The organism is Pseudomonas sp. D2002, from assembly GCF_013385735.1.
GTDB lineage: Bacteria > Pseudomonadota > Gammaproteobacteria > Pseudomonadales > Pseudomonadaceae > Aquipseudomonas.
On sequence record NZ_JACAPL010000023.1, the window covers coordinates 173757 to 200405 of the forward strand.

Annotated in this window: 19 protein-coding genes and 1 tRNA gene; 12 read left to right on the forward strand and 8 right to left on the reverse strand. The window is 61.1% G+C overall.

Translation table 11 applies throughout. The features are described from left to right. Positions 1-28 precede the first annotated feature (28 nt). From ngg to mnmC, 3 genes are all read right to left on the reverse strand, one after another. Complete coding sequence (ngg, locus tag HX783_RS28280; RefSeq protein WP_159958463.1) at positions 29-1774, reverse strand: N-acetylglutaminylglutamine synthetase; 1746 nt, start codon at positions 1772-1774, stop codon at positions 29-31. 3 nt (positions 1775-1777) lie between these two features. Continuing rightward, entirely contained in the window at positions 1778-3550 is a 1773-nt protein-coding gene (locus HX783_RS28285; protein WP_177019052.1) for an N-acetylglutaminylglutamine amidotransferase, read from the reverse strand. A 143-nt stretch (positions 3551-3693) separates the two neighbouring features. Beyond that, the gene (mnmC, locus tag HX783_RS28290) at positions 3694-5685 is read right to left on the reverse strand and encodes a bifunctional tRNA (5-methylaminomethyl-2-thiouridine)(34)-methyltransferase MnmD/FAD-dependent 5-carboxymethylaminomethyl-2-thiouridine(34) oxidoreductase MnmC (protein WP_177019053.1); all 1992 of its coding nucleotides are present in this window, start codon (positions 5683-5685) and stop codon (positions 3694-3696) included. Positions 5686-5826: 141 nt separating this feature from the next. Here mnmC and pap point away from each other — a divergent pair, with 141 nt between their 5' ends. The 3 genes from pap (at position 5827) to HX783_RS28305 (ending at position 9830) form a co-directional block, all read left to right on the forward strand. After that, positions 5827-7341 carry a polyphosphate:AMP phosphotransferase gene (gene pap / locus HX783_RS28295; RefSeq protein WP_159958457.1) on the forward strand — a complete coding sequence of 505 codons (1515 nt, stop codon included), beginning with the start codon at positions 5827-5829 and terminating at the stop codon, positions 7339-7341. A gap of 153 nt (positions 7342-7494) precedes the next feature. Then, positions 7495-8679, forward strand: a complete 1185-nt coding sequence (locus HX783_RS28300; RefSeq protein ID WP_177019054.1) for a thiolase family protein — start codon at positions 7495-7497, stop codon at positions 8677-8679. Positions 8680-8873: 194 nt separating this feature from the next. Next, the gene (locus HX783_RS28305; protein ID WP_159958453.1) at positions 8874-9830 is read left to right on the forward strand and encodes a DMT family transporter; all 957 of its coding nucleotides are present in this window, start codon (positions 8874-8876) and stop codon (positions 9828-9830) included. Between the two features lie 497 nt (positions 9831-10327). On the opposite strand, the gene HX783_RS28310 is transcribed toward HX783_RS28305, so the two are convergent. Further along, a complete protein-coding gene (locus tag HX783_RS28310; protein ID WP_177019055.1) occupies positions 10328-11716 on the reverse strand; it encodes a class II fumarate hydratase in 1389 nt (462 codons plus the stop codon). 193 nt (positions 11717-11909) lie between these two features. Between HX783_RS28310 and HX783_RS28315 the strand changes: the two genes are divergently transcribed. From HX783_RS28315 to HX783_RS28345, 7 genes are all read left to right on the forward strand, one after another. After that, a complete protein-coding gene (locus tag HX783_RS28315) occupies positions 11910-12428 on the forward strand; it encodes a DUF2059 domain-containing protein (protein ID WP_003175221.1) in 519 nt (172 codons plus the stop codon). A gap of 6 nt (positions 12429-12434) precedes the next feature. Further along, the gene (locus tag HX783_RS28320) at positions 12435-12731 is read left to right on the forward strand and encodes a BolA family transcriptional regulator (RefSeq protein WP_177019056.1); all 297 of its coding nucleotides are present in this window, start codon (positions 12435-12437) and stop codon (positions 12729-12731) included. Between the two features lie 118 nt (positions 12732-12849). Further along, complete coding sequence (locus tag HX783_RS28325; protein WP_159958447.1) at positions 12850-13791, forward strand: rhodanese-related sulfurtransferase; 942 nt, start codon at positions 12850-12852, stop codon at positions 13789-13791. A gap of 36 nt (positions 13792-13827) precedes the next feature. Continuing rightward, a complete protein-coding gene (locus HX783_RS28330) occupies positions 13828-14430 on the forward strand; it encodes a DsbA family protein (RefSeq protein ID WP_174245684.1) in 603 nt (200 codons plus the stop codon). Beyond that, positions 14423-16240, forward strand: a complete 1818-nt coding sequence (locus tag HX783_RS28335; RefSeq protein WP_159958443.1) for an ABC transporter ATP-binding protein — start codon at positions 14423-14425, stop codon at positions 16238-16240. Before HX783_RS28330 ends, HX783_RS28335 begins: the two co-directional genes overlap by 8 nt. A 71-nt stretch (positions 16241-16311) precedes the next feature. Then, entirely contained in the window at positions 16312-18774 is a 2463-nt protein-coding gene (locus HX783_RS28340) for an EAL domain-containing protein (RefSeq protein WP_177019057.1), read from the forward strand. Positions 18775-18852: 78 nt separating this feature from the next. Then, positions 18853-19632, forward strand: a complete 780-nt coding sequence (locus tag HX783_RS28345; RefSeq protein WP_218175426.1) for a TenA family transcriptional regulator — start codon at positions 18853-18855, stop codon at positions 19630-19632. A 22-nt stretch (positions 19633-19654) separates the two neighbouring features. Here HX783_RS28345 and HX783_RS28350 read toward each other — a convergent pair whose 3' ends face one another. Next, entirely contained in the window at positions 19655-20581 is a 927-nt protein-coding gene (locus tag HX783_RS28350; protein ID WP_159958437.1) for a GGDEF domain-containing protein, read from the reverse strand. A 280-nt stretch (positions 20582-20861) separates the two neighbouring features. Then, on the reverse strand, positions 20862-22004 hold the full coding sequence (lldD, locus tag HX783_RS28355; protein WP_177019059.1) for an FMN-dependent L-lactate dehydrogenase LldD: 1143 nt from the start codon (positions 22002-22004) through the stop codon (positions 20862-20864). 101 nt (positions 22005-22105) lie between these two features. On the opposite strand from lldD, the gene HX783_RS28360 reads away from it, so the two are divergent. Beyond that, positions 22106-22990 (forward strand): LysR family transcriptional regulator, encoded by an 885-nt coding sequence (locus HX783_RS28360; protein ID WP_177019060.1) that lies wholly within the window; start codon positions 22106-22108, stop codon positions 22988-22990. Between the two features lie 87 nt (positions 22991-23077). Continuing rightward, positions 23078-23153, forward strand: a tRNA-Asn gene (locus tag HX783_RS28365). A gap of 180 nt (positions 23154-23333) precedes the next feature. Here HX783_RS28365 and HX783_RS28370 read toward each other — a convergent pair. Both HX783_RS28370 and HX783_RS28375 read right to left on the reverse strand, forming a co-directional pair. Further along, entirely contained in the window at positions 23334-25196 is a 1863-nt protein-coding gene (locus HX783_RS28370) for a DUF3857 and transglutaminase domain-containing protein (protein WP_177019061.1), read from the reverse strand. A 120-nt stretch (positions 25197-25316) separates the two neighbouring features. After that, the gene (locus tag HX783_RS28375; protein ID WP_177019062.1) at positions 25317-26597 is read right to left on the reverse strand and encodes a cation:dicarboxylate symporter family transporter; all 1281 of its coding nucleotides are present in this window, start codon (positions 26595-26597) and stop codon (positions 25317-25319) included. Positions 26598-26649: the final 52 nt, after the last annotated feature.

Here is a 26649-nt window from a genome sequence, read left to right on the forward strand (position 1 = left end):
CCACGCTGAGCGTGGGAACGATCAGTGGTCAGGCAGTCGGCTGGCTATGCGGAAACAACAAATCCACAAACTTCTCCGCCGTCGGTTGCGGCTCATGGTTGGCCAGGCCAGCCCGTTCGTTGGCTTCGATAAACACATACTCGGGTTGATCGGCGGCCGGCACCATCAGGTCCAGGCCGACCATGGGAATGTCCAGCGCGCGGGCGGCACGCACGGCGGCGTCCACCAGTGTCGGGTGCAGAATCGCGGTGACGTCTTCCAGGCAGCCGCCCGTGTGCAGGTTGGCGGTGCGGCGCACGGCCAGGGTTTCGCCGCGCGGCAGGATGCTGCTGTAGTCGTAACCGGCCGCGTGCAGGGTGCGTTGGGTTTCGGCGTCCAGCGGGATCTTGCTTTCGCCGTCGGTAGCCGCTTGGCGGCGACGGCTTTGAGCTTCGATCAACGCGCCGATGGAGTGCTGGCCGTCACCGGTCACCTCGGCAGGGCGCCGGATCGCGGCGGCGACCACTTCAAAACCGATCACCAGAATGCGCAGGTCGAGGCCTTCGTGAAAGCTTTCCAGCAACACACGGCTGTCGAACTGGCGCGCCGCTTCAATGGCCTTCTGCACGTCTTCGATGGTCTGCAAATCCACCGCCACGCCCTGGCCTTGCTCGCCGTCCAGCGGCTTGACCACGATGCGCTGGTGTTCGTCGAGAAACTCCAGGTTGTCATCCGCGCTGCCCGCCAACTGTTGTTGCGGCAGCTTCAAGCCGGCAGCTTTGAGTACCTTGTGGGTCAGGCTTTTGTCCTGGCACAGGGTCATGCTGATGGCACTGGTCAGGTCGCTGAGGGATTCACGGCAACGCACGCGGCGCCCGCCATGGCTGAGGGTAAACAGGCCAGCGTCGGCGTCATCCACCTGCACATCGATGCCGCGCCGGTGGGCTTCCTCGACAATGATCCGCGCGTAGGGGTTGAACCCCGCCTGCGGCCCGGGGCCGAGAAACAAAGGCTGGTTGATGCCGTTCTTGCGCTTGATCGCAAAGGTGGTCAGTGCGCGAAAGCCCAATTTGGCGTAAAGGCTCTTGGCCTGGCGGTTATCGTGCAACACCGACAGGTCGAGGTAGCTCAAGCCACGGCTCATAAAGTGCTCGACCAAGTGGCGCACCAACACTTCACCGACGCCGGGGCGTGTGCACTGCGGGTCGACGGCCAGGCACCAGAGGCTGCAACCGTTTTCCGGGTCCTGAAAGGCTTTTTGATGGTTAAGACCCATCACACTGCCGATCACCGCGCCGCTGTCTTCATCTTCGGCCAGCCAATACACCGGGCCGCCTTGATGGCGCGGCGTCAGGCGTTCGGGGTCGACCGGCAGCATGCCTCGCCCTTGATAGAGCACGTTGACCGCCGCCCAATCAGCTTCGGTTTGCACGCGACGGATACGAAAACCGCGAAACACGCGCGTAGCGGGGCGGTAGTCGCTGAACCACAGGCGCAGTGTGTCGGACGGATCGAGGAACAACTGCTGCGGGTCAATCCCGAGGATCTGCTGCGGCGCCGCCACGTAGAGCGCGATGTCGCGCTCGCCGGGCTGCTCATTCAACAGTTCCTGGGCCAGGCTCGCGGGGTCCGGGAAGGTATGCCCGATCAACAACCGGCCCCAGCCGCAATGCACGGCAATCGGTTCGGCGCCGAGTGGGCTGCCATCTTCCGCCAGGCGGGCTTGCAGGCGCTCGTAGGTCGGCGCCTGGCCCTTCAGCAAGCGTTGGCTGTAAGCCGCTGCAAGAGGTTTCATCACTCAGATTCCTTGTTCGCTGAGCCACAGGTTCAGCGCCGCCAGTTGCCACAGCTTGGAGCCGCGCAGCGGGGTCAGTTGGCCCTGCGGGTCGGTCAACAGGCGGTCGAGCATGGCGGGGTTGAACAGGCCGCGATCCTGGCTTGGGTCGAGCAGCAGTTCGCGCACCCAGTTCAAGGTGTCGCCCTGCAAATGCTTGAGGCCCGGCACCGGGAAGTAGCCTTTTTTGCGGTCGATGACTTCGCTCGGGATGACCCGGCGCGCCGCTTCTTTCAACACTTGCTTGCCGCCGTCCGGCAGTTTGAATTTGCCTGGCACCCGCGCCGAGAGTTCGACGAGGCGGTAATCCAGGAACGGCGTGCGTGCCTCCAGGCCCCAGGCCATGGTCATGTTGTCGACGCGTTTGACCGGGTCGTCCACCAGCATCACCGTGCTGTCCAGGCGCAGGGCTTTGTCCACCGCTGCATCGGCGCCTGGCATGGCGAAATGTTCGCGCACAAAGTCACCGGCAGCGTCGTTGGCGGTCAGCCATTTCGGTGCGACGGTGGCCGCGTAGTCGTCGTAGCTGCGGTCGAAAAACGCATCGCGGTAGGCGGCATACGGGTCACTGGCGCCGTCGACTTGCGGGTACCAGTGGTAACCGGCGAACAGCTCGTCGGCGCCCTGGCCGCTTTGCACCACCTTGCAATGCTTGGCCACTTCCCGCGACAGCAGGTAAAAGGCGATGCAGTCATGGCTGACCATCGGCTCGCTCATGGCGCGGAACGCCGCAGGCAGTTGCTCGATGATTTCGCTTTCGGCGATGCGCAGTTGATGGTGACGGGTGCCGTAGTGCTTGGCGATCAGGTCCGAGTACTGGAACTCGTCGCCGCGCTCGCCACCGGCGTCTTCAAAACCGATGGAGAAGGTGGACAAGTCCTGCACGCCGACTTCACGCAGCAGGCCGACGAGCATGCTCGAATCGACACCACCGGAGAGCAGCACGCCGACGTCCACTGCCGCACGTTGGCGGATCGCCACGGCTTCACGGGTGCTGTCGAGCACGCGGTCGGTCCAGTCTTCGAGGGTCAGGTTCTTTTCATCGTCATGGGGGCCGTAGGGCAGGGTCCACCAGGTTTTCTGTTCAGTGTTGCCGTTGGCGTCGATACGCATCCAGCTCGCCGGTGGCAGCTTTTCAATGCCCGCCAGCAAGGTGCGCGGCGCGGGCACCACGGCGTGGAAGTTCAGGTAGTGATTCAGCGCCACCGGATCGAGGATCGGGTTGATATCGCCGCCCTTGAGCAGCGCCGGCAAGGCCGAGGCAAAGCGCAGGCGCTGGCCGGTGCGCGACAGGTACAAAGGCTTCACGCCTAGACGGTCGCGGGCGATGAACAGGCGCTGGGCGTCACGCTCCCAGATGGCAAATGCAAACATGCCATTGAGTTTTGGCAGCAGTGCTTCACCCCAGGCGTGGTAGCCCTTGAGCAGCACTTCGGTGTCGCCACCGGAATAGAAGGCGTAGCCCAGGGCTTCCAGCTCTTCACGCAATTCCGGGAAGTTGTAGATCGCACCGTTGAAGGCCAGGGACAGCCCGAGCTGGGCGTCGACCATCGGTTGGGCCGAGCCGTCCGACAGGTCCATGATTTTCAGGCGCCGGTGGCCCAGGGCAATCGGCCCTTGGGCGTGGAAGCCCCAGGCATCGGGGCCACGCGGGGCCAAGTGGTGGGTGATGCGCTCAATCGCTGCCAAGTCGGCAGGTTGGGCATCGAAACGTAACTCGCCAGCTAATCCGCACATAAATTCCTTACCGGTTTTTCCGTTGGGGAGGGTCAATACTCAATACGCCCAAAGGGCGCGTACCCAGAAACTGACCCAGTGCTATCCGTGGAGTTTTAGACCGATAAGTTATAAGGCAAATAGCCGCGATGCCTTGAATCCCGCTATTTGCGTGTGGTTGGTTTACCTCGAACCAAGGCGCGCAGGGCAAACCGATTCGGGTGGCAGGCCTCGGCCACACCCGCTGGAAGCGGCAGCGGCTCGTCGCTCAGCCAGGCCGCCAGCAGCTCGCCGCACAGGGGCGCGGTGATCAGCCCGCGTGAGCCGTGACCGCTGTTGATGTACAGCCCCGGCAGCCATGGGCAGGGCGTATCCGGCACTTGCCGGGCGTCTTTGCCAAGCACCGCATAAGCCTGTTGAAACGCTGTTTGGTCGGCCAACGGCCCGACGATCGGCAGGTAGTCAGGGCTGGTACAACGAAACGCCGCGCGGCCTTGCAGTTGCTCGGGTGCGAGGTGGTCGGCGCCCAGGCGTTGCAGCAGGTCTACGGAAATCTCCCGCAGCATGTCGAGGTTGCCCGCATGTTCGGCGACGGTGGGCGTTAGGTCTTCATTATTGAAGTCAAAACTCGCGCCCAGGGTGTGTTCACCCAGTCGCGCAGGTGCCACATAGCCCTCGGCGCAGACCACCGTGGCCAAGCTCGCACTCGCTGCGGTTTGCGCCAACCGGGTGATTTGCCCGCGGATGCGCTTGAGCGGCAAGTCGGCGCTGGGGGCGAAACGCTTGATCTCGGCCGCACCTGCAAGCACCACCACGCTGGCACTCGCCAGCACGCGGTCACCGTCGCGGGCCTGCCACTGGTCGTCGACCCGGTGCAGTTCAAGCGCGTCGTGATGGGTGAGCACTTCAATCAGCGGATGCGCCGCTTGCCAGTGGCACAGCGCAGGTGGATGCACCCAGCCACCTTCCGGGAAAAACAGGCCGCCGTGGGCCAGGTCGATACCGGCCTGTTGTTGCGCTTGATCGCGGTCCAGCAGGTGCAGCAATTCGGGAGGGAACGCCTCGGCCAGTTGCGCCTGGCGCTGAGCTTCTTTGGCGTCGAATGCCAATTGCAGCACGCCGCAGCCGTCCCAATCGACGCCACGCTGCAAGTGTTCCAGCAAACGCCGAGTGTGGCCGAAACCGCTGAGGATCAGCTGGGACAGCGCAGTGCCATGCGCCGACAGCTTCAGGTACAGCACGCCCTGCGGGTTGCCGGACGCTTCCTGGGCCAGCTCGGTGTGGCGCTCCAGCAGGCTGACGCGCCAACCGCGTGCGGCCAGGCTGGCGGCGGTGGCGCAACCCGCCAGGCCGCCGCCGATGACCATGGCGTGGCGCTCGCCGTCGATGGCGGGCGGGCGCGCGAACCAGGGTTTGGCGGTGGCCGCGGGTGGCGCGTCTTCGGGCCAACCGAGGAATTCACCGCGCAGGATCTCCCACTTATGGCCGATGCCCGGCGTGCGCTTCATCTTGAACCCGGCGGCGTTGATCAGGCGCCGCACCCAGCCGGTGCTGGTGAAGGTGCTGATCGTGGAGCCGGGCGCGGCCAGGCGGGCCAGTTCGGCAAACAGCTCGGCGGTCCACATGTCGGGGTTTTTCGCCGGCGCGAAGCCGTCCAGAAACCACGCATCGACCTGTGCATCCAATTGCGGCAGTTGCTCCAGGGCGTCGCCGACCAACAGCGTCAGGGTCACGCGGCCGTTGTCCAGCACCAGGCGTTGGAAACCTGGGTGGATGGCGATGTACTGCGCCAGCAACTGCTCGGCGAAGGGCGCCAGTTCCGGCCAGAGGGCGAGGGCGCGTTGCAGGTCGGTGTGGCTCAGCGGGTACTTTTCCACGCTGACAAAATGCAGGCGCGCACCGGCCACCGCGTGTTGCTCGAACAGCTGCCAGGCGCAGAGAAAATTCAGGCCGGTGCCGAAACCGGTCTCGCCAATCACCAAACGCCCACCTGCCGGCAAGGCAGCAAAGCGCTCCTGCAAACGGTTCTGTTCGAGGAACACATAGCGGGTTTCTTCAAGGCCCGACTTGTCGGAAAAATATACGTCGTCGAACACCCGCGAGTGCGGGCGACCTTGCTCATCCCAGTCGAGCTGGGCGTGGGTGATGGGGTTCATGGGCGGCTCGAAAAAGACAAGGCCGCCATTCTAGCTGATCAATCGAGGATGAATTGACCCACGGCAAGCGCGGGTGGAATTTCCTCCCGCGTGTTGTTGCCCAATCCGCTAGTCTTGATCCATCTTGAAACGGAGCTGCCCATGTTCGAATCCGCCGAAATCGGTCACGCCATCGACAAAGACACCTACGACGCCGAAGTACCGGCCTTGCGCGAAGCGTTGCTGGAAGTGCAGTACGAGTTGCAGCAGCAGAAGCGCTTCCCGGTGATCATCCTGATCAACGGCGTCGAAGGCGCGGGCAAGGGCGAGACCGTCAAGCTGCTGAATGAATGGATGGACCCGCGCCTGATCGAGGTGCGCACCTTCGACCAGCAGACCGACGAAGAACTGGCACGCCCACCGGCCTGGCGCTACTGGCGGCAACTGCCAGCCAAAGGCCGCATGGGCATCTTTTTCGGCAACTGGTACAGCCAGATGCTGCAAGGCCGGGTGCACGGCCAGATCAAGGACGCACGCCTGGACCAGGCCATCGCCGGTGCCGAGCGCCTGGAAAAGATGCTCTGCGATGAAGGCGCGCTGATCTTCAAGTTCTGGTTCCACCTGTCCAAGAAACAGATGAAGGCGCGGCTCAAGGCTCTGGCCGACGACCCCTTGCACAGCTGGCGCATCAGCCCGCTGGACTGGCAACAGTCCGAGACCTACGACAAGTTTGTGCATTTTGGTGAGCGCATCCTGCGTCGCACCAGCCGCGACTATGCGCCGTGGCACGTCATTGAAGGTGTTGATGCCAATTACCGCAGCCTTACTGTGGGCAAGATCCTGCTCGAAAGCCTGCAAAACGCCTTGAAGCTGCCCAAGGGCAAGGCCAGCGGCATGAACCCGGCGCCGTTGCTGGCCTCGGTTGACCAGAAGAGCCTGCTCGACAGCCTCGACATGACCTTGCGCCTGGACAAGGACGATTACGAGGAACAGCTGATTACCGAGCAGGCGCGTTTCTCCGGGCTGATGCGCGACAAACGCATGCGCAAGCACGCGCTGGTGACGGTCTTCGAAGGCAATGATGCGGCGGGCAAGGGCGGCGCGATTCGACGTGTGGCGGCGGCACTCGACCCGCGCCAGTACCATATCGTGCCGATTGCCGCGCCAAGCGAAGACGAGCGCGCCCAGCCGTACTTGTGGCGGTTCTGGCAGAAGATTCCGGCGCGCGGCATGTTTACCGTGTTTGACCGCTCGTGGTACGGCCGCGTGCTGGTGGAACGCGTCGAGGGCTTCTGCACCCCGGCGGACTGGATGCGCGCCTACGGCGAGATCAATGACTTCGAAGAGCAGTTGCGCGACGCGGGTGTGATCGTGGTCAAGTTCTGGCTCGCCATCGACAAGCAGACCCAGCTGGAACGCTTCCAGGCCCGCGAGGAAATCCCGTTCAAGCGCTTCAAAATCACCGAAGACGACTGGCGCAACCGCGACAAGTGGGACGACTACCGGGCCGCCGTGGGCGATATGGTCGACCGCACCAGCACTGAAATCGCGCCGTGGACCTTGGTGGAAGCCAATGACAAACGCTGGGCGCGGGTCAAGGTGTTGCGCACCATCAACCGCGCGCTGGAAGAGGCGTTCGACAAAACCGACAAGCATGACAAGAAGAAAAAGAAATAGCCTTGGCTGAGCTTCCTGTAGTTGGCAGGCTTGCCACAACAAGCCTGCCGCTCACCATGTTTTTGTATATGCCGGGTGAATGATCGTCGCGGTTGGCTAGGGCTGGATCTATCCTCGATCCATCTTCCAACAATGACAAGATCGAGGTAGCCCATGCGTGAAGTAGTGATCGTCGACAGCGTGCGAACCGGCCTGGCCAAATCCTTTCGCGGCAAGTTCAACCAGACCCGTCCGGATGACATGGCCGCCCATTGCGTGAATGCGCTGCTGACCCGCAATGGCATCGACCCGGCGACGGTCGAGGACTGCATCGTCGGCGCCGGCTCCAACGAGGGCGCCCAGGGCTACAACATCGGGCGCAACGTGGCGGTGCTTTCACAGCTGGGCACCGGCACGGCTGGCATGACCCTCAACCGCTTCTGCTCTTCGGGCTTGCAGGCGATTGCCATCGCGGCCAACCAGATTGCCTCGGGCTGCAGCGACATCATCGTCGCCGGTGGGGTTGAGTCGATCAGCCTGACCATGAAAAGCGTCAACACCGACAACCTGATCAACCCGCTGCTTAAAGAGCAGGTGCCGGGTATCTACTTCCCCATGGGCCAAACCGCCGAAATTGTCGCGCGCCGCTACAACGTCAGCCGCGAAGAACAGGACCTGTATGCCCTGCAAAGCCAGCAGCGCACTGCCCAGGCTCAGGCCGATGGCTTGTTCGACGATGAAATTGTGCCGATGACGGTCAAGTACACAGTCGAGGACAAGAACACCGGCGCGGTACAGGTGCTGGACGGCGTGGTCGATCGCGATGACTGCAACCGCCCCGACACCACGCTCGCCAGCTTGCAGGGGTTGAAGCCGGTCTTCGCCGAGGACGGCTCGGTGACGGCCGGCAACTCCTCGCAGCTGTCCGACGGCGCTTCGATGACTTTGGTGATGAGCCTGGAAAAAGCCCTGGCGCTGGGCCTCAAGCCCAAGGCGTTTTTCCGTGGCTTTACCGTGGCCGGCTGCGAGCCGGACGAAATGGGCATTGGCCCGGTGTTTTCGGTGCCCATGTTGCTCAAGGCCAAAGGCTTGCAGGTGGCGGACATCGACCTGTGGGAACTCAACGAAGCCTTCGCCTCGCAATGCCTGTATGCGCGTAACCGCCTGGAAATTGATAACGCCAAATACAACGTCAATGGCGGCTCGATCTCGATTGGGCACCCATTCGGCATGACCGGTTCGCGGCAAGTCGGGCATTTGGTGCGCGAGTTGCAACGGCGCAATCTGCGCTATGGCATCGTCACCATGTGCGTGGGCGGCGGCATGGGTGCCACCGGGCTGTTTGAAGCGGTGCGCTAAATCTTACTGAAAAAACCGGCTTGAAAATGTGGGAGCGGGCTTGCTCGCGAATGCGGTGGGTCAGCCATGCATGTGTTGACTGATACACCGCATTCGCGAGCAAGCCCGCTCCCACAGTTGAATTGTGTCGTATCCCAATTCGTGCGCTTGCCCCTAGAATGCTGCCTCCACTTCCTCAGGCATTCGGGGCACTCATGCACATCTCTTCCGGCCGTTGGGTCTATGGCTTTGGCTTGACCCTGCTGACCGCGTTCCTGTGGGGCATTCTGCCGATCAAACTCAAGCAAGTGCTGCAAGTGATGGACCCGGTGACCGTCACCTGGTTTCGCCTGGTTGTGGCCGGCAGCTGCTTGTTTATCTACCTGGCACTCACTCGTCGGCTGCCCAGCCGCAAAGTGCTCGGCCCCAAGGGCGGCTGGCTGGTGGCAATGGCGGTGTGCGGGCTGGTGGGCAATTACGTGCTGTACCTGGTGGGCCTGAAAATGCTCAGCCCCGGCACGGCACAGTTGGTGGTGCAGATGGGGCCGATATTCCTGATGGTCGCCAGCGTGTTTGTGTTCAAGGAGCGTTTCAGCCTGGGGCAGGGCGTGGGGCTGGTGGTGTTGATCATTGGCTTTGGGCTGTTCTTCAACCAAAGGCTGGTGGAAATGCTGACGTCCCTGGGCACTTACACCGCCGGGGTGCTGACCATCCTGCTGGCCACCACCATCTGGGTGTTCTACGCCTTAGGCCAGAAGCAGTTGCTGACGGTGTGGAATTCGCTGCAGGTGATGATGGTGATCTATCTGTCTTGCGCCGCGCTGCTCACACCGTGGGCGCATCCGCTGGAGGCGCTGCAGCTGAGCCCGCTGCAAGGCTGGCTGTTGCTGGCGTGCTGCATGAATACGCTGGTGGCGTACGGTGCGTTTGCCGAGGCGCTGGCGCATTGGGAGGCTTCGCGGGTGAGTGCGACGTTGGCGTTGACGCCATTGGTGACGTTTGTGGCGGTGGCGCTGGCGGCGTGGTTATGGCCGGATTTTGTGCAGGCCGAAGAGATCAATGCGTTGGGCTATGTGGGGGCGCTGGTGGTGGTGCTGGGGTCGGCGACCGTGGCGCTGGCGCCGTCGTTGCTGGCTGGGCTCAGGGCTCGGCGGGTGCGCTTGGCGTCTTGATGACGAAAGCGCCGAAGCTATATTTTTGTAAACCGGTTCAACTGTGGGAGCTGGCTTGCCTGCGATAGCGGCCTTCCGGCCAACCCAAATCTTGCTGATGCAGCACTGTTTAACTGTGGGAGCGGGCTTGCTCGCGAAGGCGGCCTCCCGGTTGGCTGGGATGTCTAGTCGGAGTACATATCCATTGCTGCGGTAACGGCTGCTTAGGGTTCCGCTCTTACAGCGGGTCACTTTTGTAAAGACACAAAAGTAACCAAAAAGTCTTCGCCCCACCACTCGGCACCTCGCCTAGGCTCGGTGTGCCCTCACTCCGGCTTGAATCCGTGGGCCGCCGCGATGGGCCATCCTTGGCCCAGCGCGGCTAACCCGGCGTCCTGCCGGGTTACCCACGGATTCAAGCCTGCGTTCGGCCAGCGTGGTTGACGGGGCGCCTAAGATCAAGATCAAGATCAAGATCAACAGCAGATCAAGATCAACGGCAGATCAAAAGTCTGAGTTTAATGCCCGGCTTCCAGCATGTTTTCCGGGCGTACCCATTGGTCAAACTCTGCATCGGTAAGGAAGCCTAGCTCCAGCGCGGCTTCGCGCAGTGTCAGGCCTTCGGCGTAGGCTTTTTTGGCGATCTGCGCCGATTTGTCGTAGCCGATGTGCGGGTTGAGTGCGGTCACCAGCATCAGCCCGCGTTCCAGGTGTTCGGCCATTTGCTCGGCATCCGGTTCAAGACCGGCGATGCAGTGTTCCTGGAAGTTGTTGCAACCGTCGGCCAGCAGGCGGATCGATTCCAGCAGGTTGTGGATGATCACCGGTTTGTACACGTTCAGCTGCAAATGCCCTTGGCTGGCGGCAATGCCGATGGTCACGTCGTTGCCGAGTACCTGGCAGGCCAGCATCGACAGCGCTTCGCATTGGGTGGGGTTGACCTTGCCGGGCATGATCGAGCTGCCGGGTTCGTTGGCCGGCAATTTGACCTCGGCCAGCCCGGCGCGTGGGCCGGAGCCCAGCAGGCGCAGGTCGTTGGCGATTTTCATCAAGGCCACGGCCAGGGTTTTCAGCGCGCCGTGCAAGGTCACCAGCGGTTCATGGCCGGAAAGGGCGGCGAATTTGTTCGGTGCGGTTACGAACGGCAGCCCCGACAACGCGGCCAGCTCGGCAGCAATCGCCTCGCCAAAGCCATGAGGCGAGTTGAGCCCGGTGCCGACGGCGGTGCCGCCCTGGGCCAGTTCGCATACCGGAGGCAGGGCACTGCGGATCGCGCGTTCGGCGTAATCGAGCTGGGCGATAAAGGCCGAGATTTCCTGGCCGAAGGTGATCGGCGTGGCGTCCATCATGTGGGTGCGGCCGGTCTTCACCAGTTTCATGTGCCGTGCCGACAGTTCCGCCAGGCCGCCCGAAAGGTTGGTGATTGCCGGCAGCAGTTGTTTGTTCACCGCTTGCACCGTCGCGATGCTCATCGCTGTAGGGAAACAGTCGTTGGAACTCTGCGAGCGGTTCACATGATCGTTAGGGTGAACCGGGCTCTTGCCGCCGCGGGTCTTGCCCGACAGCTCGTTGGCGCGGCCGGCGATCACTTCATTGGCGTTCATGTTGCTCTGGGTGCCGCTGCCGGTCTGCCACACCACCAGCGGGAACTGGTCGTCATGCTGGCCGTCGAGCACTTCATCTGCAGCCTGTTCGATCAGGCGGGCGATATCGGCAGGCAAATCGCCGTTGCGGTCGTTGACCCGCGCCGCCGCTTTCTTGATCAGCGCCAGGGCATGCAGCACCGCCAGGGGCATGCGTTGCTCGCCGATGGCGAAGTTCACCAGCGAACGTTGGGTCTGCGCGCCCCAGTAAGCGTCATCCGGGACTTGGACTTCTCCCAGGCTGTCGGTTTCGATACGGCTCATCGGGCACACTCCTTCAGGTTCGTTTGCGCAGTTTAGGCCGTGATGGGCCAGTGGGGTTCCATAAAAGACTTTTCACCCGGCCCAAGTCCCGCAAAACCCGGCCCAATAAGGGGTGGGGTTGAGACATTTCGTTTTTTAGGCGCAGAATAGTCGCCCTTGGGGGTAATACCTCGCCTGCTAGAAAGGAAACTCGATGACTCGTCTTCGTGCCATCTGTACCGCGGTTGCTCTGGTTTGCGCCAGCGGCCAAGTCTTTGCCGATACCGCCAGCCATAACGCCAGTGCCGAAGCCTTCCTTACCCTGGCCCACGCTGACAAGCTGGGTACGCCGGTGTACATGCAAGTGCAGCAAATGTTTGCCCAGCGTTTCGAACAGACCAAGGCGCCTGCCGCCAAGCAGTCCGTGCTGGACAGCTACCAGGCCAAGGCTAACGCCGCTCTGGACCAGGCTATCGGCTGGCCGAAGCTGAAACCGGACATGGTCAAGCTCTACACCACTAACTTCAGCGAATCCGAGCTCAAGGACCTGGTTGCGTTCTACCAGTCGCCACTGGGCAAGAAAGTCCTGGAAAAAATGCCGCAATTGACTCAACAATCGGCCCAGATGACCCAAGCCAAGCTGGAAAGCGCCGTGCCGGTGGTGAACAAGCTGTTGGAAGACATGACCAACGAGCTGGCACCTAAAGCCGCTGCACCGGCCAAGAAGAAGTAAGCAGGAATGACCATGCAACAGCGTATCGAAACGGCGCTCACCGCCTTGAGCCCGCAACACTTGGACGTGCTGGACGAAAGCCATATGCACAGCCGTGGGTTGCAGACCCACTTCAAGGCCGTGCTGGTCAGCCAGCAGTTCGAGGGGCTTAACCGCGTCAAGCGCCACCAGACGGTCTACGCCACCCTGGGTGACCTGATGAGCGAGTTTCATGCGTTGGCGCTGCATACCTACACGCCTGAAGAATGGGCGAAAATCGACGCAGCCCCGGCCTCGCCGACCTGCGCCGGCGGGCATGATTAATGATCAGGTGTCTCTGACACCCGGCATTTGTTAGAATCCGCAACGCGCCGCTTAGCCGGCGCGTTTTTTTTGCATCCGGTTCACCCCTTACGAGGGTAGCCACCTGGAGAGAACACCCATGACTCAACCGATCGTCGTGGCGGCACTGTATAAGTTCGTCACCCTCGAAGATTACGTCGCCCTGCGCGAGCCACTGCTGCAGGCGATGGTCGACAACGGCATCAAAGGCACCTTGCTGATCGCCGAAGAAGGCATCAACGGCACCGTTTCCGGTAGCCGCGAAGGCATTGATGGCCTGATGGCCTGGCTGAAAAACGACCCACGCATGGACGACATCGACCACAAAGAGTCGTACTGCGACGACCAGCCGTTCTACCGCACCAAGGTCAAGCTCAAAAAAGAGATCGTGACCCTGGGCGTCGAAGGCGTCGACCCGAACAAACAAGTCGGCACCTACGTCGACCCGCAGGACTGGAACGCGCTGATCAGCGACCCGGAAGTGCTGTTGATCGACACGCGCAACGACTACGAAGTGTCGATCGGCACCTTTGAAGGCGCAATCGACCCGAAAACCACCAGTTTTCGCGAATTTCCCGACTACATCAAAGCCAACTTCGACCCGGCCAAGCACAAGAAAGTCGCCATGTTCTGCACCGGCGGCATTCGTTGCGAAAAGGCCTCGAGCTACATGCTCAGCGAAGGCTTTGACGAGGTTTATCACCTCAAGGGCGGCATCCTGAAGTACCTCGAAGAGGTGCCCCAGGAAGAGACCAAATGGCAGGGCGACTGCTTTGTGTTCGACAACCGCGTGACCGTGCGCCACGACTTGAGCGAAGGCGACTACGATCAATGCCATGCGTGCCGTACACCGGTCAGCGTCGAAGACCGTGCGTCCGAGCATTATGTGGCCGGCATCAGTTGCCCGCATTGCTGGGATAAGCTGCCGGAGAAGACCCGCCGCAGCGCGATTGACCGGCAGAAGCAGATCGAGCTGGCCAAGGCCCGCAACATGCCGCACCCGATTGGCTTTAACTATAAGCAAACCCCTTCCGAGGCCTGACCCATGCCCGCGCGCCTGCTCTATGTGATGGACCCGATGTGTTCCTGGTGCTGGGGCTTTGCCCCGGTGGCCGAGGCGTTGGTGGAGCAGGCCCAGGCCGCAGGCGTGGAGCTGCACCTGGTGGTGGGTGGCTTGCGCACGGGCAGTGGTGCGGCGCTGGAGCCGACCACTCGGCGCTATATCCTTGAGCACTGGCAGGCGGTCACCGAGGCCACTGGTCAGCCGTTCAAGCGTGACGGCGCGTTGCCCGACGGCTTTGTCTATGACACCGAGCCTGCGTGTCGGGCCATCGTCACGGCGCGCAGCCTGGCACCGGATTGCGCGTGGAAGCTGTTGGGGCTGATCCAGCGCGCGTTTTATGTCGAGGGCCGCGACGTGACCCTCGCCAGCGTGTTGGTCGAACTGGCCGAGCAGGCCGGCATCCCGCGCATCGAGTTCGCCGGTGCGTTCGACCGTGCCGAGCAGCATGCCGCCACAGCCGCCGATTTCACCTGGGTGCAGGATCTGGGTATCGCCGGTTTCCCGACCCTATTGGCCGAGCGTAATGGCCAGCTGGCGCTACTGACCAACGGCTACCAGCCGCTGTCCGAGCTGTCGCCTTTGCTCGCCCGATGGCTGGAGCGAGCCACCTGTGCATGACACGCCTGGGCAAGACCAACCTCAACGCACCGACCGACTGACCTGGGCAGAAATTCGCCGCCTGGCCCTGCGGCACAAGAAATCCCTGTGGATCGCCAATGGCGTCGCCGTGCTGGCGACCCTGTGCAGTGTGCCCATCCCATTGCTGTTGCCCTTGCTGGTAGACGAAGTGCTGCTGGGCCGTGGCGATGCGGCGCTCAAGGTGATGAACAACGCATTGCCCCTGGGCTGGCAGAAGGCTGCCGGTTATATCGGCCTGATGTTGCTGGTGACGCTGTGCCTGCGGTGCGGTGCGCTGGTGTTCAACGTGGTGCAGGCGCGGTTGTTTGCGCGGCTGGCCAAGGACATTGTGTACCGCATTCGGGTGCGGCTGATCGAACGGCTCAAGCGCATTTCCCTTGGCGAATACGAAAGCCTGGGCAGTGGCACCGTCACCACGCACCTGGTCACGGATTTGGACACGCTGGACAAGTTTGTCGGCGAAACCCTCAGCCGTTTCCTGGTGGCCATGCTCACCCTGGTCGGCACCTCGGCGATTCTGGTGTGGATGCACTGGCAGCTGGCGTTGTTGATCCTGCTGTTCAACCCGTTGGTGATCTACGCCACGGTGCAGTTGGGCAAGCGCGTCAAACACCTGAAGAAGCTGGAGAACGACAGCACGTCGCGCTTCACCCAGGCATTGACCGAAACCCTCGACGCCATCCAGGAAGTGCGTGCCGGCAACCGCCAGGGCTTTTTCCTCGGGCGCCTGGGCCAGCGTGCCCAGGAAGTGCGCGACTACGCGATCCACTCGCAATGGAAAACCGACGCCTCCAGCCGCGCCAGTGGCTTGTTGTTTCAGTTCGGAATCGACATTTTCCGCGCGGCGGCGATGCTCACGGTGCTGTTTTCCGACCTGTCCATCGGCCAGATGCTCGCGGTGTTCAGCTACCTGTGGTTCATGATCGGGCCGGTGGAGCAACTGCTGAACCTGCAATATGCGTTCTACGCGGCAGGCGGCGCGCTGACGCGGATCAACGAGCTGCTGGCGCGTGCCGACGAACCCCAATACGCCGGTGGCGCAGACCCGTTTACTGGGCGGGAAACCGTGGGTATCGAGGTGCGCGGGCTGGATTTCGGCTACGGCGAAGAACTGGTGCTCAACCAGTTGAACCTGACCATTGCGCCGGGTGAGAAGGTGGCGATTGTCGGCGCCAGCGGCGGCGGCAAAAGTACCCTGGTGCAACTGTTGCTCGGGCTCTACACACCGCAGGCCGGCAGCATTCGTTTCGGCGACGCGACCCAACAGGAAATCGGCCTTGCAACCATCCGTGAGAACGTTGCCGTGGTGCTGCAACACCCGGCGTTGTTCAATGACACGGTGCGCGCCAACCTGACCATGGGCCGCACGCGTTCGGACCAGGCATGCTGGCAGGCGCTGGAAATCGCCCAGTTGGACGCAACCGTCAGGGCATTGCCGTTGGGCCTGGACAGTGTGGTCGGACGCTCCGGCGTGCGTTTTTCCGGCGGCCAGCGCCAACGCCTGGCCATTGCCCGGATGGTGCTGGCTGAGCCGAAAGTGGTGATTCTGGATGAGGCCACCTCGGCGCTCGATGCGGCGACCGAATACAACCTGCATCAGGCGCTGGCACGGTTTCTCAGTGGGCGTACTACACTGATCATCGCGCACCGGCTGTCGGCGGTGAAGCAGGCTGACCGCGTGTTGGTGTTCGATGGCGGGCATATCGCCGAGGATGGCGACCATCAGCAATTGATCGCGGAGGGCGGGTTGTACGCCAAACTCTATGGGCATTTGCAACAAGTGCGCTGAATTAGCCTAGGCTGTGCTATCAGGAGCGGATTTTCGCGTGCGTATTCAGCTGTGCATGTGCAAGGGACTTCATGAAGCAAAAGCGGACTCTCGGAACGCCTCGGCTGCTGGGCATTGTCTGGCCCTTTATCGCCGTTGTGCTGTTCCAGGCATTGTTAGGCTGCGTCAGTCTCTACGTGCTTTCAGCGGTGCGCGGGTATGTGGCGGGCGAGAGCCTGTGGTCCAAGGGCCAGAAAGATGCCATCTACTACCTGACGCTTTACGCCGATAATCGCGACCCCGCCACCTACCTCAAGTACCAGCAAGCCATCGCCGTGCCCCAAGGCGGGCATGAGTTGCGTATCGCGCTGGACCGCCCCACACCCGACCTGCCTGCGGCGCGGCACGGGATCCTCAAGGGCGGCAACCACCCGGATGACGTTTCCAGCCTGATCTGGCTGTACCTCAACTTTCGCCATTTCAGCTACCTGGAAAAAGCCATCGAGTTGTGGACCGTGGGCGACGGTTATCTGGTGCAACTGGATGACCTGGCCCAGACGATGCATCGGGCGATCAGCAGTAATCAGGTCAGCAGCAGCGATGTAAGGGACTGGAAGGCACGCATCACCGCTATCAACGATGGCGTCACGCCGGCCGCCAAGGCGTTCAGCGATGCCTTGGGCGAGGGCTCGCGGGTTATCCTGCGGCTGCTGTTGATCACCAACCTGGCCACCGCCCTGGGCCTGATTGCCCTGGCGTTGCTGCGCACGCACAAATTGCTGGCCCAGCGCCACGCGTTCGCCAACGCGCTGCAGGCAGAGAAAGAGCGGGCGCAGATTACCCTGGAATCGATTGGCGACGGCGTGATCACCACCGATGTCGACGGCGCCATCGCCTACATGAACCCGGCCGCCGAGGCGCTGACACACTGGACGTCGGCCCAGGCCCAAGGGCTGCCCCTGGCGGCGTTATTCAGCCTGCTCGATGAAAATGCCGAGCCCGATGGATTTACGCTGCTCGAGCACATTATCAAGGGCGAATTCAGTGGCGGCAGCGAGCATTCCAAGCTGATCCAGCGGGTGGACGGCAGCACGGTGTCGGTGACGCTGGTGGGCGCGCCGATCCGCAGTGCCGGCAAGGTCAGTGGCGCGGTGCTGGTGCTGCACGATATGACCCGGGAGCGCCAATACATTGCCAACCTGTCGTGGCAGGCGACCCACGATGCCTTGACGGGCCTGGCCAACCGTCGCGAATTCGAGTTCCGCCTGGAACAGGTGCTGCAACAGGTGGCGCGCCAGCAAAACCCGCGACATGCCTTAATGTTCCTTGATCTGGACCAGTTCAAGCTGGTCAACGATACCTGCGGGCATGCCGCAGGGGATGAGTTGCTGCGGCATATCTGCGCGTTGCTGCAATCGGACCTGCGCGACGGTGACACCCTGGCGCGCCTGGGCGGCGACGAGTTTGGCATCCTGCTGGAGAACTGCCCGGCACCGGTCGCGGAAAAAATCGCCGAGAGCCTTCGACATACCGTGCAGAACTTGCATTTCGTGTGGAAAGGCCGGCCGTTCATGACCACCGTCAGTATTGGCCTGGTGCATATCTCGAGCACGCCGACCACCTTGGAGACATCGCTGCGCGCCGCCGACATGGCGTGTTACATGGCCAAGGAAAAGGGCCGCAACCGCGTGCAGGTCTACCATGCCGATGACTCGGAGTTGTCTCTGCGCTTCGGCGAAATGGCCTGGGTGCAGCGCCTGCACATGGCCTTGGAGGAGAATAGGTTTTGCCTGTATGCGCAGGAAATTTCGCCTTTGGGGCACACCGATGGCGGCACTGGGCATATCGAAATTCTGCTGCGCCTGCACGATGAAGCCGGTCGGATCATTCTTCCGGACAGTTTTATCCCGGCGGCCGAGCGCTACGGCCTGATGACGTCGCTGGATCGCTGGGTGGTGGAGAACGTGTTCAAGATTATCGCCAACTGTTTACGCGAGCGGCCAGGCCGGCCAATGGCGATGTGTGCGATTAATCTGTCAGGTATAACCATTGGCGATGACGATTTTCTCGGTTTTTTACGTGAGCAATTCGCGGCTTATAACATTCCACCGGCAATGATATGTTTTGAAATAACTGAAACCAGTGCTATTGCAAATTTAGGTAGCGCCATTCGTTTTATTAATGAACTCAAAGCGTTAGGTTGTCATTTCTCACTTGATGACTTTTGTGCCGGAATGTCCTCATTCGCCTATCTCAAACATTTACCTGTAGACTTCCTGAAGATCGATGGAAGTTTCGTAAAGGATATGCTGGACGACCCGATTAACCGCGCCATGGTCGAAGTGATCAATCACATCGGCCACGTCATGGGTAAGCGCACAATTGCAGAGTTTGTTGAAACGCCACAGATCGAACAGGCTTTACTTGAGATTGGTGTGGATTACGCTCAGGGCTACCTGATTGAACGCCCGCAATTGTTTACCTTTGATAGCTTGCAGTGTCGACCTGTGCGGCCGCAGCCTCTGTTATTCAAGGCGCCCGGCACATTCCGCTGAAACATTTGCTGGTCTGTACAATCACACTTAAAAAGGAGCCTTACAGTGATCGACACCTTCAACAGAACCGGCCCGCTTATGGAAGCCTCAAGTTACCCTGCCTGGGCGCAACAATTGATCCAGGCCTGTAGCGAGAGCAAGCGCCGAGTTGTCGAGCACGAACTGTATCAGCGCATGCGTGACAACACGCTCAGCGCCAAGACCATGCGCCATTACCTTATCGGTGGCTGGCCAGTGGTGGAACAGTTTGCCTTGTACATGGCACAAAACCTGACCAAGACCAAGTTTGCCCGCCATCCTGGGGAGGATATGGCGCGCCGCTGGCTGATGCGTAATATTCGCGTGGAACTGAACCATGCCGATTATTGGGTACATTGGGCCCGCGCCCATGGCGTCAGCCTTGAAGAGCTGCAAGCGCAGAACGTACCACCTGAATTACACGCACTGAGTCACTGGTGCTGGCATACCAGCTCGGCCGATTCGTTGATCGTGGCGATTGCTGCGACCAACTACGCAATCGAAGGGGCGACGGGGGAGTGGTCCGCCGTGGTGTGTTCGACCGGCGTGTATGCGGCCGCCTTCCCTGAGGAAGATCGCAAGCGCGCGATGAAGTGGCTGAAGATGCACGCCCAGTACGACGACGCCCACCCGTGGGAAGCCCTGGAAATCATCTGCACCCTGGCGGGGATGAACCCGAGCAAAACCCTGCAGGAAGAACTGCGCCAGGCCGTGTGCAAGAGCTACGACTACATGTTCCTGTTTCTGGAAAGTTGCATGCGGTTGGAGAAGGAGAAAGCCAAGGATACGGCGCCCGTAGCGATTCGCGAACGTCAGGCACGCGTCGCCAGCGAGGCGTGATCCACGCGTGATGGCGGGGTGTTTACCCCGCCATTGCCAAGCGGTTGCGGCCTTCGCGCTTGGCCACGTACAAGGCGCTGTCAGCGCGGCGCAGCAGGCTGTCGGCAGACTCGGCGGCCAGCAAGGTTGAGCAACCCAGGCTCACCGTCAATTCAATCTTGGTGTCATCCGCCCAATAATCCTGAGCCTGTGCAGCCCGGCGCAAGCGCTCGCCGACCATGCTGGCAGCATCCCGGCCGGTGTTCGACAGCAGGATCAGAAACTCTTCCCCGCCAAACCTGAACACCATGTCCACGTTGCGCAGCTGGCCCTTGATCGAGCCGGCCACGGCACGCAGCACCTTGTCGCCGGCCGCATGGCCGTGGGTGTCGTTGATATTCTTGAAGTGATCGATGTCCAGCATCAGCAACGACAGCGGGCTCATGTGCCGCCGGGCCATGTCGATTTCCCGTTGCAGGGTCTGGTCCATGGCAATGCGATTGCCGGTTTCGGTCAACGGATCGCGCAGTGCGCTGCGTGTGGCGGCGCGGTAGAGTAGGGCGTTGCGCATCGGGTAGAGCAAGGTGGCCAGCAGCGCTTCCAATTGGCTCAGTTCGTCGTCCATCAAGCGTTGGTTGCGACGGAATATCAGCTCGCCCAAATGCTCGCCTTCATGGCTCAAGGTGTAGCTCACCGAGTGGTGGCCGCGATGGCCAAATTCCAGGCGCAGGTCGCTGGCTTCATGGCGATACTGCAAGGCGTCCAAGGGCACCAGACGCTGGATCTCACGAAAGAACAGGCCAAGGATGCGTTCCGGCTCCAGGCTGGTCTGCAATTGCTGGCCCAGTTGCTGGCGCAGTTCGTTGAAGGTGACGGGGCGGCGGGGACGAAGGGCTGGTTGACCAAACCCCAGGCGTTGCAATTTGGCACTGTCGAAGTCAATTGCGTTGGTCTGGGTCGGTGATTTCATAAGCTGACGGCCTCTAAGCACTTAACTGTCTTACAGGCTCGATGAGAGTGGCGAATGCCAAGCGTCTTACTGTTCCTTCAGTTCCGTAAAACATTGGAAACAGTTTAAACCGCTTTGCCCGGGGTTATAACCCCTGGGCTCTGCCACACGTCTTGTCATCGCTTAACCTGCTGGATAGGGTTAGAGCGAGATTCATGCCACTTCGTTTAACTTATTAAAACGCCTTATAAATCAACGACCGTTTTTAGAAGCAAAAACGGCCGTCAGCGAATGACGCCGGTTATTTGACTGATTGAACCAACGTTGTGTGGTCAATCTGATCGATTGAGGTGACACCGGTCAACGTCATGGCTACACGCATTTCCTTGGCGAAGATATCCAGCAGGTTTTCCACCCCGCGCTGGCCATCGGCAGCCAATGCATAAGCGTTGGCGCGCCCGAGCAGGCAAGCCTTGGCGCCCAGGGCGAGCATGCGCACCACATCGAGCCCGGAGCGAATGCCGGAGTCCACCAGCACCGTGAGGTCATCGCCTACCGCCTCGGCAATCGGCGGCAAGGCTTTGGCGGTGGACAGCACGCCGTCCAGCTGGCGGCCGCCGTGGTTGGAGACGACGATGCCATCCGCGCCGAAACTCACGGCGTCCTTGGCGTCCTGTGGGTCGAGAATGCCTTTGATGATCATCGGGCCTTTCCAGAACTCGCGGATCCACTCCAGGTCTTTCCAGCTGATCGACGGGTCGAAGTTGTTCGCCAGCCAACCGATGTAATCTTCCAGGTGCGTCGGCTTGCCGAGGTATTTGGAAATATTGCCCAGGTCGTGCGGGCGGCCCATCAGCCCCACATCGAAGGCCCATTGCGGTTTGGTCACGGCCTGCAGCATGCGCCGCGAAGCGGCGAACGGCCCGGACATGCCCGAGTGCGCATCGCGGTAGCGTGCCCCCGGCGTGGGCATATCCACCGTGAACACCAGCGTGGTCACGCCAGCCGCCTGCGCGCGCTCCAGGGCGTTGCGCATAAAGCCGCGGTCCTTGAGCACATACAGCTGGAACCAGATCGACTGCGGGCTTTGCGATGCCACCTCTTCAATCGAGCACACCGACACCGTCGACAAGCAGAACGGCACGCCCTTGTTCGCCGCTGCCTTGGCGGCCTGCACCTCACCACGCCGCGCGTACATGCCCGTCAGGCCGACCGGGCTGAGGATAACCGGCATTGCCAATTCCTGGCCGAACAAGGTGGTTTTCAGGCTGAGGTTGTCGACATTGCGCAGGATGCGTTGGCGCAGGCTGATCTCGGCCAGGTCCGAACTGTTGGCGCGCAGCGTGTGCTCGGCGTAGGCGCCACCGTCGATGTAATCGAACAGAAAGCGCGGCAGCTTGCGCTTGGCGGCTTCACGGTAGTCGGAGGCGGACGAGATGATCATGAACGGGTTCTCCATAGCGCAAGGTCGCTTCACCATAAGCAAAAAGCTGGCATGATAAAAACAACTTTTATTACTAGTATCCAGTCGCTAAAGGAATACCGATGAACCTGCGAACATTGCGTGCCTTTGTTGAAGTGGTGCGCCAGGGCGGCTTCTCCCAAGCGGCTGACGTGGTGGCCTTGACCCAATCCACCGTGAGCAAGGCGGTGAAGACGCTGGAAGATGAATTGGGCACACCGCTGCTTAATCGCCTCGGCCACCGCAACGAACTCACCGCCGCCGGCGAAATTGCCTACCGGCGCGCGCTGGTGTTGCTGGCCGAACAGAGCGACTTGGTTGCCGAGATCAACGACCTGCGCGGCCTCAAGCGTGGCGTGTTGCGCATCGGCCTGCCGCCCGTGGGCTGCGGCGTCCTGTTTGCGGCGATGTTCGCCGCTTACCGCACGCGCTACCCCGACATCGAGATCGAACTCACCGAATACGGCAGCAAACGCCTGCGCGAATGCCTGGAAGCCGGCGAGGTCGACCTGGCGGCCTTGTTATTACCGGCGGATGAAGGGTTCGACTACCAACCCGTGCGCAATGAACCGCTGATGGCCGTATTACCCATAAGCCATCCGCTGGCCCGGCGCAAACGCATCGACTTCACCGACCTGGCCGACTCACCGTTCATCCTGTTCGAAGCCGGCTTCGCCCTGAACGCCAAGATCCTCGCGGCCTGCGAACGCAAAGGCGTCACGCCACGGGTGACTGCGCGCAGCGGGCAAATCGACTTTATCGTCGACCTGGTGTCCGCAGGCCTGGGCGTCGCCTTCCTGCCACGCATGCTCGCGCACAAGCACCAACACCCCGGCATCGCCCTGATCCCGCTGGACGAACCCCACACCGATTGGCACATCGCCCTGGCCTGGCGCGCCAGCGCGCACCTGCCACCGGCGGCTCGCGCCTGGCTGGATTTGGCCAGGGAAATGGCCAGCCCGGTGTAGAGGGTGGCAGCGGTGATTTGTAGGCATTTCGCCGAATGCACCCTCGGTGCTTGACTTCTTCTTTTTAATCAGTAACATACGGCGCATTCCGCGATAGCTCAGTTGGTAGAGCAAATGACTGTTAATCATTGGGTCCCTGGTTCGAGTCCAGGTCGTGGAGCCAGATAGAGAAAAGCCTGCAGAGATGCAGGCTTTTTTTTTGCCCAGATTTTCTCGCGGCAATCATCGCGCACAGCATGAGTGTGCATGAAGCCGTCTCTCATCAACGCATCGCTTCATGATCCAAGCTACTGTATTGAATCCCCCGCGCATCAGCCTGTCACAGAGAATCAGTGAGTCGGGGTTACAACGTCTGCACGATAATCTGGCTTTTCAGGTCGTTGACCATGCCTTCAATCGCCGGCTTCATGGCGACAAAATCCTGCGGGCTGCACAGCGCGTCGGGGTGGCTGAACGCATAGCTGCGGGTGATGAGTACGCTGTTGCCTTCCTTGACGTAAGTGGTCTGGTAGTTGAATCCACCGGTGTTGAGCGTTACAGCCTTGGGCACCGCGAGGATATTCAATTGTTTGGGGAAGTCGAAGCGCGCTTTTTCTTCAATCGTGCCGGAAGTACAGATGAAGGCCTGCGTGCGGTCTTGTTCCGCCATGAGGCTGAACACGTTCTGGCCGATGCCGCCCGCGAGGCTGCTGAGCGTCGGTACGCCCGTGGGGCCGGGCAGGTTGACCAGGTTGTCGGTACGCCCTTTGACCGTCGACGTGAAGGTGGCGGCATTGCCTTCCAAGGGGTCGGTTTCAATCTTGCCGCTGCCAGTTTGCCCGTACATGCTGAGGACTTTCTGGGTCAGTTGATCACGGTCGGCAGGCATGATGGATTTGAACAGGAAACGATTGAGTTCCGTGGCCCAGCCTTCCACCGTGGTGCCGTTGGTGAAGTCCGCCGCGCCGCTTGGGTCGATCTTGAAGTGCAGCGTGCCGTCCACCTTGCCCAATTGGTTTGAAGGTGTACGCGCCAGCTCGCCGCTCTGGGTCAGCAACACGGGTTTACCCAGTTCCGGAATCATCAGGTAGCCGGCGGCGATGGGGGTGGCGGTGGAGTCCAGATAAAGGTCGAGGGTCGGGACGTAAGTGATCGCATGGTTAAGCAAACCCAGGGTCGGCACCTTCGGCAGTAGGTAGGCGTCGCCGAGGTTGATCAGCGCGGGCGAGCTTTCGATGGCCACCGCCTTGAGCAGCGCTTCGAGCAAGGCAACATGGTCCTTGCAGTCGCCATAACGGTTATCCAGCACCGCCTGCGCCGCGTGCGGCACCACGCCGCCATTGCCGACGTAAACCGCGACGTAGCGAATGTTCTTGCGCACCCAGTCACTCAGCACCAGTGCTTTGCTGCGCGGGGTGTCCAGGTTGGCGGTGAGTTCCCTGGCCAGTTGGGTAATGGCGGGCGTCACCTCAACCTGCGCCCTGGCGGCATACGCCTGGGCAAACTGTTTGTAATCAGTGAAGGTCGACACGGCGAGGCGTTGCCCGTAATCGGTGTAGGCGACGGAGCCGACTTCAACGCGGTTTTTCTGCGCGGGTTGCAGGTCCCAGCGGTAGATTTTTCGCCCGTTGGCGGTGGTGGGCTCGGCGGCTTTGAAACCCCTTACGTCAGCGAACAAGGGCATGTCGGCTGGCATGTCGTAGGTGAAGTGGATCTGTTGGTTCTCGTAGAAGTCCGGCGCGTAGAGGTCTTCAAACTGTCCGGGGAACATCGCGGTGGTGCGATGGCGCTGGTAGCGCAAGACCATGCGGTCCCCGACGGCTACGTCAGGGAAGATCACCACTTTGACGCGTGAGTCCTGGAACATCGGCGCTTCGGCTGAGGCCTGCTCCTGCTGTTCCTTGATCTGGTCGGCAGCCACCGGCACCTTGCGTCCGTCGGCTTTCTGGGTGTAGGCCTCCACGATGTCCACGGTTTCCAGCGAGCGGTTGAAGCTCACCGAGCGTTGCGCGTTGGGCTTGATCGCGCGTTCCTCATTGATGCGCGAGACCAGCTCGAAGTCGAGCACAAAACTGCCGTCGGCATTGACCACGTAGGCCTGGCTATTTTTTTCGACGGTCAGGGAACGGTCGGTGTAATCGGCATTTGCCTGTGCGCTGAACAGCCCGCAGACGACCACCACCGCTGCACCGAACAGGCGCGCCGGGAAGAGCGTAACGCTTTGCATAAAGATCCTTCTAAACGATGACGCGCGCCGTCTGGGCGAGGGCGCGCGCTCCTCTGGTAAACCGCTAAATGCGAAGCGTTACTATATAGAAGTGGCAGTGAGCCTGGCTATTTTTGTTGCTTAAAGTCGTGTGGAAAGCGTCTGTGTATCGCTCTGTGACGCAGTGTCTGCCACACGCCGCTCCCACTTCGCAATCACCAACGGCGCCAACGCATTACCCAATACATTCAGCGCCGTCGTCGGCATTTCCATCAAGCGATAAACCCCGGCAATAAACGCAATGCCCTCCAACGGCAACCCGGCGCTGGCCAATGTTGCCGACAGAATCACAAACATAAACCCCGGCACACCGGCCGCGCCTTTGGAGGTAAGCACCATGGTCACCACCAGCAACGCCTGATCCGCCAGGCTCAGGTCGATGCCATACAATTGCGCCACGAACAGCGTTCCGATACCAAGGAACAATGAAGCCCCGTCGAGGTTGAACGAGTAGCCCACCGGCACCACAAAGCTCACCAGCGACGGCGGCACGCCGTAGGTTTCCAGCTTCTTCATCAGTTGCGGCATCACCGCCGCCGAGCTGGCGGTGGAGAAGGCCAGCACCAGTTCATCCTTGATATGGCGCATCAACGCGAACAAGTTGATCCCGCATAACCGCGCGACCAGGTTGAGCACCACCAGCACAAAGAACGCGATGGACAGGTAACTGACCATGATCAGCTTGGCCAGCGGCATCAGCGAGCCGAAACCGAAGTTGGCGACGGTGACCGCGATCATCCCGAACACGCCGATGGGCGAGTAGGCCATGATCATCGAAGTGACCTTGAACATCGCCTCCGACACACCGCGCAACAGGGCGATTACCGGGTCTTTGCGTTCGGCGGGCAATCGCGACACGCCGAGGCCGAACATCACCGCGAAAAACAACACTGACAACAGGCTGCCCTGGGCCATGGCGCTGATCACGTTGTCGGGGATGATGCCGACGATGATCTGCCCCAGGCTATGGCCGCCACCGTTGCTGGTCGGCAATGTAATGTTCGCCGCCTGCAGGCTGGCCAGTTCAGTGCCGGCGCCGGGTTTGAACAGGTTGCCCATGATCAGCCCGACAATGATCGCCAGGGTTGTAATGCAGAAAAAATAGCTCAGGGATTTCAGTCCGATACGCCCCAGGGTTTTACCGTCACCGTGCCCGGCAATGCCCACCACCATGCAGGCGAACACGATGGGCACCACGATCATTTTCATCAGTTTGATAAAGATATCGCCGGCCGGTTGCAGCAGGTTGTCCACCAGCCACGGCCGGGATTCGGGAAAGCGGTGCAACAGGGCACCCAGGGCGATACCGGCGAGCAAGCCGATCATGATTTGCCAGACCAGCGCGATGCGGGGCGTATGCATAGGAATGCCTCATTTGTAATCAATGATTTTAAGTTGTTGTTCTAGGCAGTCA